The 12,127-nt window shown below is 64.1% G+C and carries 12 protein-coding genes and 2 pseudogenes; 11 read left to right on the forward strand and 3 right to left on the reverse strand.

Annotated elements, in window-relative coordinates:
- Positions 1-1,139, forward strand: a 1,139-nt coding sequence (gene pgi / locus ACESMD_RS04135; protein ID WP_372610598.1) for a glucose-6-phosphate isomerase, incomplete at its 5' end; no start/stop codon positions are given.
- A gap of 125 nt (positions 1,140-1,264) precedes the next feature.
- Here the strand turns inward: pgi and ACESMD_RS04140 are convergent.
- Positions 1,265-1,771, reverse strand: coding sequence for a hypothetical protein (locus tag ACESMD_RS04140; protein ID WP_372610600.1), 507 nt, complete (start codon positions 1,769-1,771; stop codon positions 1,265-1,267).
- Positions 1,772-1,972: 201 nt separating this feature from the next.
- Here ACESMD_RS04140 and ACESMD_RS04145 point away from each other — a divergent pair, with 201 nt between their 5' ends.
- The 5 genes and pseudogenes from ACESMD_RS04145 (at position 1,973) to ACESMD_RS04165 (ending at position 5,138) form a co-directional block, all read left to right on the forward strand.
- The gene (locus tag ACESMD_RS04145) at positions 1,973-2,494 is read left to right on the forward strand and encodes a hypothetical protein (RefSeq protein WP_372610602.1); all 522 of its coding nucleotides are present in this window, start codon (positions 1,973-1,975) and stop codon (positions 2,492-2,494) included.
- A complete protein-coding gene (locus ACESMD_RS04150) occupies positions 2,449-2,778 on the forward strand; it encodes a hypothetical protein (protein ID WP_372610604.1) in 330 nt (109 codons plus the stop codon). Before ACESMD_RS04145 ends, ACESMD_RS04150 begins: the two co-directional genes overlap by 46 nt.
- Positions 2,779-2,928: 150 nt before the next feature.
- A pseudogene (locus ACESMD_RS04155) lies at positions 2,929-3,138 on the forward strand (hypothetical protein); the annotation flags it as partial.
- Positions 3,139-3,220: 82 nt separating this feature from the next.
- Positions 3,221-3,793, forward strand: a complete 573-nt coding sequence (locus ACESMD_RS04160; RefSeq protein WP_372610606.1) for an FIST C-terminal domain-containing protein — start codon at positions 3,221-3,223, stop codon at positions 3,791-3,793.
- The gene (locus ACESMD_RS04165) at positions 3,774-5,138 is read left to right on the forward strand and encodes a NahK/ErcS family hybrid sensor histidine kinase/response regulator (RefSeq protein WP_372610608.1); all 1,365 of its coding nucleotides are present in this window, start codon (positions 3,774-3,776) and stop codon (positions 5,136-5,138) included. The genes ACESMD_RS04160 and ACESMD_RS04165 overlap by 20 nt, the downstream gene beginning before the upstream one ends.
- Positions 5,139-5,150: 12 nt before the next feature.
- Here ACESMD_RS04165 and ACESMD_RS04170 read toward each other — a convergent pair whose 3' ends face one another.
- Both ACESMD_RS04170 and iscB read right to left on the reverse strand, forming a co-directional pair.
- The gene (locus tag ACESMD_RS04170; RefSeq protein ID WP_372610610.1) at positions 5,151-5,831 is read right to left on the reverse strand and encodes a response regulator; all 681 of its coding nucleotides are present in this window, start codon (positions 5,829-5,831) and stop codon (positions 5,151-5,153) included.
- 80 nt (positions 5,832-5,911) lie between these two features.
- A pseudogene (iscB, locus tag ACESMD_RS04175) lies at positions 5,912-7,139 on the reverse strand (RNA-guided endonuclease IscB).
- Positions 7,140-7,566: 427 nt separating this feature from the next.
- On the opposite strand from iscB, the gene ACESMD_RS04180 reads away from it, so the two are divergent.
- The 5 genes from ACESMD_RS04180 to ACESMD_RS04200 all read left to right on the forward strand — a co-directional run bounded on the left by ACESMD_RS04180 (position 7,567) and on the right by ACESMD_RS04200 (position 11,964).
- Positions 7,567-9,087, forward strand: a complete 1,521-nt coding sequence (locus tag ACESMD_RS04180) for an aldehyde dehydrogenase family protein (RefSeq protein WP_372610612.1) — start codon at positions 7,567-7,569, stop codon at positions 9,085-9,087.
- Between the two features lie 160 nt (positions 9,088-9,247).
- A complete protein-coding gene (locus tag ACESMD_RS04185) occupies positions 9,248-9,868 on the forward strand; it encodes a LemA family protein (RefSeq protein WP_372610614.1) in 621 nt (206 codons plus the stop codon).
- The gene (locus ACESMD_RS04190; RefSeq protein WP_372610616.1) at positions 9,865-10,629 is read left to right on the forward strand and encodes a YgcG family protein; all 765 of its coding nucleotides are present in this window, start codon (positions 9,865-9,867) and stop codon (positions 10,627-10,629) included. The genes ACESMD_RS04185 and ACESMD_RS04190 overlap by 4 nt, the downstream gene beginning before the upstream one ends.
- A 62-nt stretch (positions 10,630-10,691) precedes the next feature.
- Complete coding sequence (locus ACESMD_RS04195; RefSeq protein ID WP_372610618.1) at positions 10,692-11,315, forward strand: TPM domain-containing protein; 624 nt, start codon at positions 10,692-10,694, stop codon at positions 11,313-11,315.
- A gap of 22 nt (positions 11,316-11,337) precedes the next feature.
- Positions 11,338-11,964, forward strand: a complete 627-nt coding sequence (locus tag ACESMD_RS04200; RefSeq protein WP_372610620.1) for a methyltransferase domain-containing protein — start codon at positions 11,338-11,340, stop codon at positions 11,962-11,964.
- Positions 11,965-12,127 lie beyond the last annotated feature (163 nt).

Below are 12,127 nucleotides of genomic sequence, written 5' to 3' on the forward strand. Positions count from 1 at the left end.
TCCGTGCCTTCTCCGAGGCGGTGCGCAGCGGCGAGTGGACGGGCTACAGCGGCCAACGCATCACCGACGTGGTCAACATCGGCATCGGCGGTTCGGACCTCGGCCCCAACATGGCCTGCCGGGCGCTGCTCAAGCACCGCCACCCTGAACTCGGCTTCCACTTCGTCTCCAACGTCGACGGCGCGCATATCCAGAAGGTGCTCAGCCGCCTCGACCCGGCCACCACCCTGTTCATCGTCTCCACCAAGACCTTCTCCACCCAGGAGACGCTGCTCAACGCCCATACCGCGCGCCGCTGGTTCCTGGAGAATGCCGGTCCGGAGGCCGACGTCGGGGCGCACTTCATCGCCGCCTCCACCAACAAGGCAGCGGCCATGGCCTTCGGCATCCGCGAGGAGAACGTCTTCGAGTTCTGGGCCTGGGTCGGCGGGCGCTACTCGATGTGGTCCTCCATCAGCCTGCCCATCGCGCTCTCCATCGGCTTCGACGGCTTCATGGGGCTGCTCGAGGGCGCCTACGAGATGGACCAGCATTTCCTTTCGGCGCCGTTCGCCGAGAACATGCCGGTGCTGATGGCACTGATCGGCATCTGGCACATCAACTTCCAGGGCGCCGAGACCCAGGCCATCGTGCCCTACGACCAGGCGCTGCATCAGCTGCCGGCCTTCCTGCAGCAGCTCGACATGGAGTCCAACGGCAAGTCGGTGGACATCTTCGGCCACCCGGTGGACTACAAGACCGGGCCCATTATCTGGGGCCAGACCGGCTCCAACGGCCAGCACGCCTTCTTCCAACTGCTCCACCAGGGCACCCGCTACGTACCCATCGACTTTATCGCCTTCTTGAAGCCGGAACCGGGAGTGGAAGACCATCACTTCGCGCTGCTTACCAACATGCTGGCCCAGGCCAACGCCTTCATGGAGGGCAGCCAGACCGGCAGCCGGCTCGACCCCTACAGCTGCCCGGGCAACCGCATCGCCGGCGAGATCAGCGAGCGGATCGACGCGTACAGCCAGGACTTCGATGCCTCAACCCAAGGTTTGCTGGCGCTGGTGCGAGGGAACTTCACGCCGCCCTCGAGCCAAGGCGAGGAGAGCGGTGGCGCCAAGTCGGACCGTAGCAAGAAGGCGAAGCGTTAGCGGTGTGATGGCGGCCAAGCCTCGCGGCCCAGGCCGTCGTCAATCTCTGGGCCAGGCACCCCGAGATTGACGCGTATCGACAGATCCACACCCCGTAGGCAGACGCTCTTCGGGGTGTGAGCGGTTCACCCGGACAGTGCCCACTCGGAGAAGGTGCTGGCGTTCTCCTTGGCTTCCTCCAGCAAGCGACACTCGTGGCGCTTCTGCTCGACAAAGTGCTGGAGCAGCGCATTGAGGTTATCCATGCGGCTGAACTGTGCCAGCAGGGCGCTTATCTGATGAGAGTGGTGGGCAGCCGACAGGGCATAGTCCAGTGCCTGATGGGCCAGGATGTCGTTGACGATGAACAGGTGCACATTGGCCTTGGGAAGCCACAGGCGCCTGGGGAGTGGGGCGGGCTGGTAATCACGGATCTCGAGGCGTTTGGCCAGTTTGTCGAGCGCCAGGCTGCGCTGTTCGCATTCCACTCCCAGCGCGGCCATCAGTCGGCTGATGTGCGGTCGGGTGGGGAGGAAGCTCAAGGCAAGGCCTCGATAGCGCAGCATCTCGCGGCGTTCGAGTTTATGAGCGAAGATCAACTGTTCGTCCGTGGCACGATCAACGGTAGGATCGTCGGCTGTGGGTGTTGGCACGGGCATCTCCTTTGTCTATGTCATTCGGGCCTCGGATGGGTGCGTCGGCTCAGGATAAACGACGGTGGCCTTCTTGGCCTTTGATGCAAGTCAAACTCATGCCCATAGGTCTGAAGGTAGCAGAAGGCCTCATACCTTGCCGGGGGATGTTCTTCATGTGGTGCAGACGCCACTTTCTCGATATATAAGGAGAGGAAATCGATGAACCGCAAGATCAAGGTGGAATCACCACTCGTTATCCTGCATGGCGACGAGATGGCGCAGGTGGCCTTCAAGAGAATCCTCGACACCTTTGTGACCTCCCGGCTGGACATGGAGCTGCTGGCCGCCCACCCCGAGCTCGACGGCGCCTCGCTGCATCCGCTGGCCACCAAGTCGCCCAACGGGGCCATCCGCAAGGGCATCGGCGGCAACATCACTCGCGAGGACATCCAGTTTCGCAACCTGCAGTTCAACAGGCCGGAGTGGGTCGGCCGCGACATCGAGGCCGACACCCCGCCACCGTCGTTCATGATCATGCGGCCCTCCAGCCAGCTCATCAAGATGATCACCGACCCGCCGCGCAACGCCCTCTACCCGGCGCAGAATCTCGACGGCGACATCTTCTCGGACATCTCCGCGGCGCTCGGCGGCAGCTGGCCACCGCCAGCTCGATCATCGAGAGCAAGAGCGGCACCATGCTCTTCGAGGCGCCCCACGGCACTGCTCATGATCTTTACCTGAAGTACCAGGAGAGCGAGGGCAAGGAGGCACACTTCAATTCGTCGGCCCTGATCTATGCCGTGGCGAATGCCCTGGAAACCCTCGGCGAGCGCGAGAACAATGCGCCCCTGGTCGACTACTCGCAGCGACTCAAGATGGCGCTGATCGACACCGTCGGCGACGGTATCATCACCGGCGACCTCAAGGGCAAGACCACCGACCCGGACGCCGAGACGGTGGTAGACATGCAGGGCTTCCTGGCGGCCGTGGAGATGCGCCTCTCGAATTGCGTTGATGCAGATTAAGTTTTCGTCGCGGTGCGGATACGTGTATTCAAAAGTACCAGGCCAGCTCATGCCTGCGCGGGGAGGCCACGCCGCCGGTTCGTCAGCGGCGTTGTGATCACGTTGGCAAGCGGCCTACACTGACTGGGCGCTCATGACAGGTTGACCGCCATGCTCGATTCCCTAGACCCCGGTGTGGGTTTCCCGGCGCAAACCGTTGAAGAAACCCCGCTGCGCACCGCGGTGAGCCGGCAGCGCGATCCCTGGGTGGCTGCCGAGGAGCTGGCCGCGGCTCTACATCACGAGTCACTCGGCTTCGTGCTGTTCTTCTGCAGCGCCGAGTATCCGCTGTCGAGGCTGTCTGACGCGCTCAACGCCTCGCTTCCCGCGGTGCCGGTGGCGGGCTGCACCACCGCCGGCGAGATCACCCCGCAAGGCTACGGGCCAGGCTGCGGTGGTGGTGATGATCAATACCCTGCTGCCCTTCGAGGTCTTCACTACGCATCATCTTCGTCCCCGCCAGGAGAAGCTGGTGGTCACCCGGGCGGACCGGGCGCGTCGGCGCGTGCTGGAGCTCAACGCGCTGCCCGCCGCTGAAGAGTATGCCCGGCTGGCAGGGTTGCCGGTGGCCGCACTCGACGCGACGGTGTTTGCTCGCCACCCCTTGGCAGTACGCCTGGGCGAGTCGCACTACGTACGCTCCATCCAGCGCGTCAACGACGATGGCAGCCTGAGCTTCTACTGCGCAGTGGAGAATGGCATCGTGCTTACGGCCATGCAGCCGGCGCCGCTGCTCGAGGATCTCGAGGCTGTCTTCGCCGGGCTGACCGAGCGTCTCGGGGAGCCAGCCTTGATCATCGGCTGCGACTGCTTTCTGCGTCGCCTGGAGCTGGAGGCGCTGGGACAGGTGGGCGCGGCTTCAGGCCTGCTGGGCCGCTCGCGGGTGATCGGCTTCAATACCTATGGGGAGCAGCATCATGGCATGCACATCAACCAGACCTTCACCGGGGTCGCCATTGGATCTCGCTCGCGCTAGCCATTCGCCCACCGAGGCGTCGCCGGCCGACCTGGTTGATGAGAACGCCAGGCTGAGGCGAATCTGCGCGGCACTGATGGAACGGGTGGAATCGGCGGGCATGGCCGGCAGTGCTCCCTACAGCGCCTTCGAGCATGCGGTGCTGCTTGCCGAGCAGGTCCGCGAGCGCACCGAGATCCTGCAACAGACCCTGGCCGAGCTGCACGCCGCCAAGGCCGAGGCCGAGGCGGCCAATGTCTCCAAGACCCGCTTTCTGGCGGCCGTCAGCCACGATCTTCTGCAACCGCTCAATGCCGCACGACTGTTCGCCAGTGCCCTGGAGGAACATGAGCTGCCCGAGGCATCGCACCGCCTGGTGGGGCATATCGGCCGCTCGCTCAAGGACGTGGAGTCGCTGCTCGGCACCCTGGTGGATATCTCGCGGCTGGATGCCGGGGTGCTGGCACCGGATGTGGCGCCCTTTCCCGCAGGGCAGCTGCTCGACGTACTGGCCGAGGAATATCGCCAGATGGCCGCCGCCCGGGGGCTCTCCCTGCACTATGTGCCGAGCGATGCGGTGATCGAGTCGGATCTGGCGCTGTTGGCCAGGGTGGTGCGTAACTTCCTCACCAATGCCATCCGCTATACTGGGCGTGGCCGTATCCTGCTGGGCTGCCGGCGGCGCCCCGAGGGACTGGAGATCGTGGTCGGCGATACCGGGCCGGGCATTCCCGAGGCCCAGCGCGAGGCGATCTTCCAGGAGTTCCAGCGCCTGAATGGCTCTCGTGATATCCAGGACCGTGGCCTGGGCCTGGGGCTTGCCATCGTCGATCGTATCGCGGGCATGCTCGGCCATCCGTTGCGACTGGTCTCCCGCCTTGGTCAGGGGGCGTGTTTCTCGGTGCTGGTGCCCTATGGCCGGCTAGCGTCCGCACCCCCAGGGCCGTCGCTGACGTCGACTTCCTCCGGCGGCGGTGATCGGCTCGCGGGAGCGCGGGTCTGGGTGATCGACAACGATGCGGGTATCTGCGAGGGCATGGCGGCACTGCTCTCGAGCTGGGGTTGCCGGGTACAGACGGCGACTTCCCTGGCGCGTCTGGAAGCGGCCTCGGATCTGGAAGCCGCCGAGGTGCTGCTGGTCGACTATCACCTCGGCGAGGCCGATGGCGACGGCCTGGACGTGGCCGCGCGGTTGCGCGAGCGCCATCCCGAGCTGGCGGTGGTGGTGATCACCGCCAATCACGAGGCGGCGATCAAGGCGCGCAGCCGCGAGCGGGGCTATGGTTGCCTGCTCAAACCCCTCAAGCCACTGCGGCTGCGGATGCAGCTGGTGTCGCTGCTTAAGAAGGCCCAGGGGGGAGACTGACCGGGTCGGCAGTCAGTGGGCCGCGTCTCGGCGCCGGGCCAGTAGCGTCGCCAGATCCGCCTGGCCGGCCAGCACGATGGCCTGCATACGGCTGGCCACCCCCAGCTTTCTGAGAATCGCCGAGACATGGGTCTTCACCGTGGTCTCGGCGATCTCGAGCTCGCGGGCGATGATCTTGTTGGAGGCCCCGCGGGCCAGGCACGCGAGCACCTCGAGCTGCTTGTCGGTGAGCTTGCCGAGGCGTGCGGCCAGGGCGTCGTCGGGGGCCGCCTCGGGCGCCGGTCGGGCCGGGGGGCGGCGCATGATGTCCGGGGGCAGGTAGACCTGACCGTCGAGGATGCGTGTCAGGGCGGCGAGCAAGGCCTCACGAGGCGTCGATTTGGGTATGTAACCCACGGCGCCCAGGTCGATGGCCTCGAGGATGGTGTGGCGTTCCTGCTCCGCCGAAACGATGATCACCGGTAGCCAGGGCAGCGCCTCGCGCAGCGCCTGCAGCCCCGAGAGCCCTTCGGCATCGGGCAGGCCCAGGTCCAGCAGCAGCAGGTCGAGCGCCTCGCAGGCCTCTGCCTGGCGCAGCGCCCCGGCCAGGCTGCCCGCCTGCAGCAATCGACTGCCGGGCAGGCCGGCCTCGATGACGGCGGCGATGGCGTCACGAAACAGCGGGTGATCGTCAGCGATCAGCAGGGTATGCATGGGCAACTTCTCATCAGATTTTGCGCGGGATACCCCGTACTTTTAGAGCGGGGAGGGATAGCGCGTCGCCCGAAGGGCGACTAGGCGGCCCGTTTCCCTTCTCCTTTGGGTTGAATGGCGGGTGTCTGGTGATAGCGATAGCCATCACCTCGTTGAATCAAGGTGCAGTGTCGGTATGAAATACCCTGCACCGCCCCGTCAGGGGTCTGGATATTGAAGCTCCCGGTCTTACGGATCGCTACGCGCCCCGTATGCGTGCCCGCTTTCTTGCCGGTCGGCACGCGGGCCTTGACCATGTCGCCGGTCTGGAAGCCTTTGGCGAGCTTTTCTCTCATCAGGTAGCCTCGCGGAAAACCGTATTTATCGAGGCGCGTGCGCTGATAGCTGCCGCGTCCCATGGCCTTGATCACCAGGGTAGGGATCTGCCAGTCGTGTACCGCTTCGACCTCGCCGACACACGCGGCATCCAAGGCATGCGTCTTGGGGATAGCGAGGCGTTGGCGATTAAACTTGGTTTGTCCGCCCGAGGCCACGGAGACCCGCAGGTCTGTTGCCTTGAGAGCGACATAGAGCGCCCAGCGAGTGGCATTGACGGCGCTGGCGTCACGCAGCGGGCGCTTCTGTTCACGGATCACGCGCTGATAACGCGTTTCCGCCGACAGCTTGCGCTGCTTCAGGCGCGTCTTGAGGCCCTTGTCGCGGGCGAAGAACGCTTCAAGACTGTCGTTGCCCTTGGCCTGATTGCAGGGGTGGCAGGCCAGCGTCAGGTTGCTGATGCGATCCGAGCCGTGGTGGCTGCGAGCGACGATATGTTCGATCTCCAGCGGGATGTCCTGGTCGCCGCAGTAGGCGCACTCACGCCCCCACTTTTCGAGCAGGTATTCGCGGATCTCATAGCCGAGCAGCGTGCCTTGCTGATACTCGACACCGGAAATCTCGGGATTGACCATCTGCTGGGTGTCGAAGCGCACCAACTCCTGACTGAGCGAGGTGATCGGCGCTAGGCGTTGCAGGCGTGTCACCCAGGCCATCACCGATCTGGAAGCCGCGATGCACCAGCTCGAACAAGCACAGCACGTGGCGATCATCGCCATCTTCGCGAGTGAGGGCCAAGCCACTTTCCTGGCTGCCTGGATCCAGCGTCAGTCGGATCGGCTGGGTATCGCCACCGACCCGCTCCTTGAGGCGGATCGTGAACGGATAGCGCTTATACACCACGGCACGCCCCCGCTCCATCAGGAGGCGGGCGCGCTTCTCCGTGCACGGCATCAGGCGCCGCTTGTGTTTATCGAGTACGAAAACCGACATCGGTTTCCTCCTTGTTGCTGCCCTTACGGGCCTAGTGTCGCGGGTCTTGCGACCCGTCTCCCCTCGGGAATGTCAGTGACCGGCTCCTGCGTTGCCGCAGCGATCTGAACCTTCGACGCTTTACCTTTCGCCAGCATGATCCAGACCTTTCAGAGTCCGAGACTGAGGAAGCATCTCGGAGTGAGACTTGGCGACCTATCACTAACGTAGCGGGCTGATGCCCGCTTTCCCTGGTCAACCGAGCCTGTTGTCACAAGCTCCGCCCTTCAGGGCGGGGTAGTTGACGGGATCGTCTCGAGCCTCCTACCGAAGGAGGAGGCCATCTCCTGCCACTGGAGTATGTCGCACAACGCCGGCCTGACCAATACTGGTGGTTGCAGCTTATCAATCGACAAGCCCATCACAATAAAGCTCCAGGAGTCACGCCATGATCTATGCCAACCCCGGCCAACCCGGTTCCGTCGTGTCCTACCAGAAGCGCTACGGTAATTATATCGGCGGCGAGTTCGTCGATCCGGTCAAGGGCCAGTATTTCGATAACATCAGTCCGGTCAACGGCGAGGTATTCTGCGAAATTCCCCGCTCCACCGCCGAGGACATCGAACTGGCGCTGGACGCCGCCCACAAGGCCGCGCCGGCCTGGGGCCGGGCCTCGACCACCGAGCGCTCCAACATCCTGCTGAAGATCGCCGACCGCATCGAACAGAACATCGAGATGCTTGCCGTCGCCGAGACCTGGGACAACGGCAAGGCCGTGCGCGAGAACATCAATGCCGACCTGCCACTGGCGGTGGATCATTTCCGTTATTTCGCCGGTTGCATCCGTGCCCAGGAGGACACCTCCAGCGCTATCGACAACAACACCGTGGCCTACCATTTCCATGAGCCGTTGGGGGTGGTAGGCCAGATCATTCCCTGGAACTTCCCGATTTTGATGGCCACCTGGAAACTCGCCCCGGCGCTGGCGGCCGGCAACTGCGTGGTGCTCAAGCCCGCCGAGCAGACCCCGGCCTCGATTCTGGAACTCATGGAACTGGTCGGTGACCTGCTGCCGCCGGGCGTGGTCAATATCGTCAACGGCTACGGCGCCGAGGCCGGCCAGGCACTGGCCACCAGCAAGCGCATCGCCAAGATCGCCTTCACTGGCTCGACTCCGGTGGGTGGGCATGTGCTCAAGTGCGCAGCCGAGAACATCATCCCCTCCACCGTGGAGTTGGGCGGCAAGTCGCCGAACATCTTCTTCGCTGACATCATGAACGCCGAGCCGGAATTCATCGACAAGGCCGCGGAAGGGCTGGTGCTGGCGTTCTTCAATCAGGGCGAGGTCTGTACCTGTCCGTCGCGGGCGTTGATCCAGGAAAGCATGTACGACGCCTTCATGGCCAAGGTCATGGAGCGCACCCTGTCGATAAAACGCGGCAATCCGCTGGATACCGACGTTCAGGTCGGCGCTCAGGCATCCAAGGAACAGTTCGACAAGATCATGTCCTACATGGATATCGCCCGTGAGGAGGGCGCTGAGTTCCTGACCGGTGGCAACAAGGAAACCATGGACGATTCACTCAACCGTGGTTTCTATATCCAGCCGACGCTGCTCAAGGGCAACAACAAGATGCGCGTCTTCCAGGAGGAGATCTTCGGCCCGGTGGTCGCGGTGACCACCTTCAAGGATCAGGAAGAAGCCCTGGCGATCGCCAACGATACCGAGTTCGGCCTCGGTGCAGGCGTCTGGACCCGCGACATGAACGTGGCCTTCCGCATGGGCCGCGGCATTCAGGCCGGGCGTGTCTGGACCAACTGCTTTCACCAGTATCCGGCGCATGCCGCCTTCGGTGGCTACAAGAAATCCGGCATCGGCCGCGAGAACCACAAGATGGCCCTCGAGCACTATCAGCAGACCAAGAACCTGCTGGTCAGCTATGACATCAATCCGATGGGCTTCTTCTAGGCGGGTCAGTCCCGGCGTTGATCCCTTCCCTCCAGGGCGGCCTGCACGGCCGCCCTTCTCGTCGTGGTGCGCGTTATCGCCGAGGCATCGCTTCCCTCCTGTCATCCTGAGCTGTACCTTGGCACCTCATCGAATCGCAATGACAGGGATGAGTGCCCCCATGCTGACGAGACAGACCTTGTTTTCCGACCGTCACGTCTGGCGGTTGGCCTTTGTACTGTTCGTGGTAACGTTGTTGACGGGCTGCGGCGTCAACAACATTCCCACCTATGACGAGCAGGTGAAGGCGGCCTGGGCACAGGTAGAGAACCAGTACCAGCGGCGCGCGGACCTGGTGCCCAACCTGGTCGAAACGGTCAAGGGGTTTGCCCGGCAGGAGCAGGAGACCCTGACCGCCGTGGTGGAGGCACGGGCCAAGGCCACGTCCATCCAGATCGACGCCGAGTCGCTGGACGACCCGGAAAAGATGCGTCAGTTCGAGCAGGCCCAGCAGCAACTTACCGGAGCACTGAGCCGACTGATGGCGGTATCCGAGCGCTACCCCGACCTGAAGTCGAATCAGAACTTCCTGACCCTGCAGTCGCAGCTGGAGGGCACCGAAAACCGTATCGCCGTGGCGCGGCGCGACTTCATCACCGCGGTCGAGCTCTACAACACCGAGATCCGCACCTTCCCCGGTCGCCTCTGGCACAGCATCCTCTACAGCGAAATGACGCTTCGCGAGACCTTCGAAGCCACGACCGAGAATGCGGACCAGGCCCCTCAGGTGGAGTTTGAATGATCTATCTTCTGCGTATTCCGCTATTGGCGTTGCTGCTGACGGCGGCCCTCGTTCTTCAGGCACAAGACCTCCAGGCACAGGAACTCGACTTTCCCGAACTGAGCGGTCGTGTGGTGGACCAGGCCGAACTGCTGGATCAGGCCACCGAATCACGACTGAGCGAGCGGCTCGCGGCCCACGAAGACGCCACCACCGAGCAGCTGGTGGTGGCAACCCTGCCGGACCTGCAGGGCGTCACCATCGAGGAGTATGGCTATCAGTTGGGGCGCCACTGGGGCATCGGCCAGGCAGAGGAGGACAACGGCGCCCTGCTGATCGTCGCGCCGAATGAGCGCAAGGTGCGCATCGAGGTCGGCTATGGCCTCGAGGGTCGACTGACCGACGCCCAGTCCTCGGTGATCATCAACCAGACCCTGACGCCGGCCTTCCGCGAGGGCGACTACGCCCGCGGTATCACCGAGGGCGTGGAGGCGATGATCCAGGTGCTGGGCGGCGAGCCCATGGACACCAGCGCCACTTCCAACGCCCAGGCTCGGGAGCAGGATCCCGAAGGACCGGCCTCGATTCTCTTCTTCGTGATGTTCGTCATCGTCATGGCCTTGGTACGGGGCGGTCGCGGTGGCCTGCTGGCCGGCATGTTGCTGGGCGGTGCGCTTGGCGGCAGGTCGCGCGGTGGCGGTGGCGGCGGCTTCGGCGGCGGGGGTGGTTTCGGCGGTGGTGGCGGCGGCTTCGGTGGCGGCGGCGCTTCCGGCGGCTGGTAATCCAGCATTCCGGCCGGTGGCGACACCGGCACGACAATCAGGATTCGGAGATCACGACCCCCATGGCATTATTGAGTGAAAACGAGCAACGCCAGGTAGCCGAGGCGATTAATCGGGTCGAATGCGATACCGATGCCGAGCTGGTCACCGTGCTGGCTCCGCGAGCGGACAACTATGCCTATATCCCGCTGCTGTGGGCCGGCCTCCTGGCCCTGGTGGTGCCCGGTGCGATCAATTATTTCCCCGGCTGGTTGACGGCTTATGAGCTGACGCTGGTGCAGTGGGCGACCTTCATCGTGCTGGGACTGGTGTTCCGCATCCCCGCGATCACCACCCGGCTGATCCCGAGATCGGTTCGCCATTGGCGGGCGGCCAACCTCGCCCGGCGGCAGTTCCTGGAGCAGGACCTGCACCATACCGAGGGGGGAACGGGAATGCTGATCTTCGTCTCCGAAGCTGAGCGCTATGTGGAAATCCTGGTCGACCAAGGCATTTCCCAGCGCGTGAGTGACGAGACCTGGCAATCCATCGTGGCGGCCTTCACCCGCCGGGTGAAGGCAGGCGAGACCCTGCAGGGATTTCTGGAGTGCATCGAGGCCTGCGGCGAGCAGCTCAAGGAACAGGTGCCGGCCACCCACGAGCGCAACGAATTGCCCAACCATCTGGTGATGCTGGACGCCCCCTGAGGCCTGTGGAGAGAACAGATTCATGCATCTCGAGGCCCCCGACCTTCATCAGGAACGACTGCGCCGCGTGGTGTCGCTGATCAAGGCAAGCGGCGCGCAGCGGGTGCTGGACCTGGGTTGCGGGTCAGGCGGCTTGCTCCAGTACCTCCTGCGCGATACGCAGTTCACGCGGGTGGTCGGGCTGGAACTCTCCGGCGAGCTGCTGGCCCAGGCCAAGCTGCGCCTGCAAGACCTGCCGGCGGCCCGGGAAGGGCGTCTCGATCTTGTATGCGGGTCCTATGCCGAGTCTCATCCCGATCTGCTGGGCTTCGAGGCCGCCGCCATGGTCGAGACCATCGAGCATGTCCCGCCCGAGTCGCTGTCCAGGGTCGAGCGTGCCATCTTCGCCGGGTTGCGCCCGGCCATGCTGGTGATGACCACGCCCAATCACGAATACAATCCCCTCTACGACATGGCCCCCGGCGAGTTTCGTGACCCCGACCACAAGTTCGAGTGGGATCGTGCCCGCTTCCGCGACTGGGCGGCCGGCGTGGCCCGCCGTAACGGTTACCGGGTACGTTTCTCCGGCGTCGGCGAGATGCACGACTACCTCGGTCAGCCCACCCAGGTGGCGACCTTTTCCCTGCGAGATGCGGCAAGTCCTGCCTGAACGGGCTAGCGGGAAGCGGGCCGCGTCCCGGCTTCAGACGAGCCCGAGTACCAACGCTGACTCATGGAGCGTAAAGCGCAGTCCACTTCAGGGTCCGGTGTACCAGGAGTGTCTCTCCCGGGAATGCAAGCGGTATGGAGGGACTAAGCAAGGGTCGTGCATC

The organism is Halomonas sp., assembly GCF_041689495.1.
In the GTDB taxonomy this organism is placed as follows: Bacteria; Pseudomonadota; Gammaproteobacteria; order Pseudomonadales; family Halomonadaceae; genus Halomonas.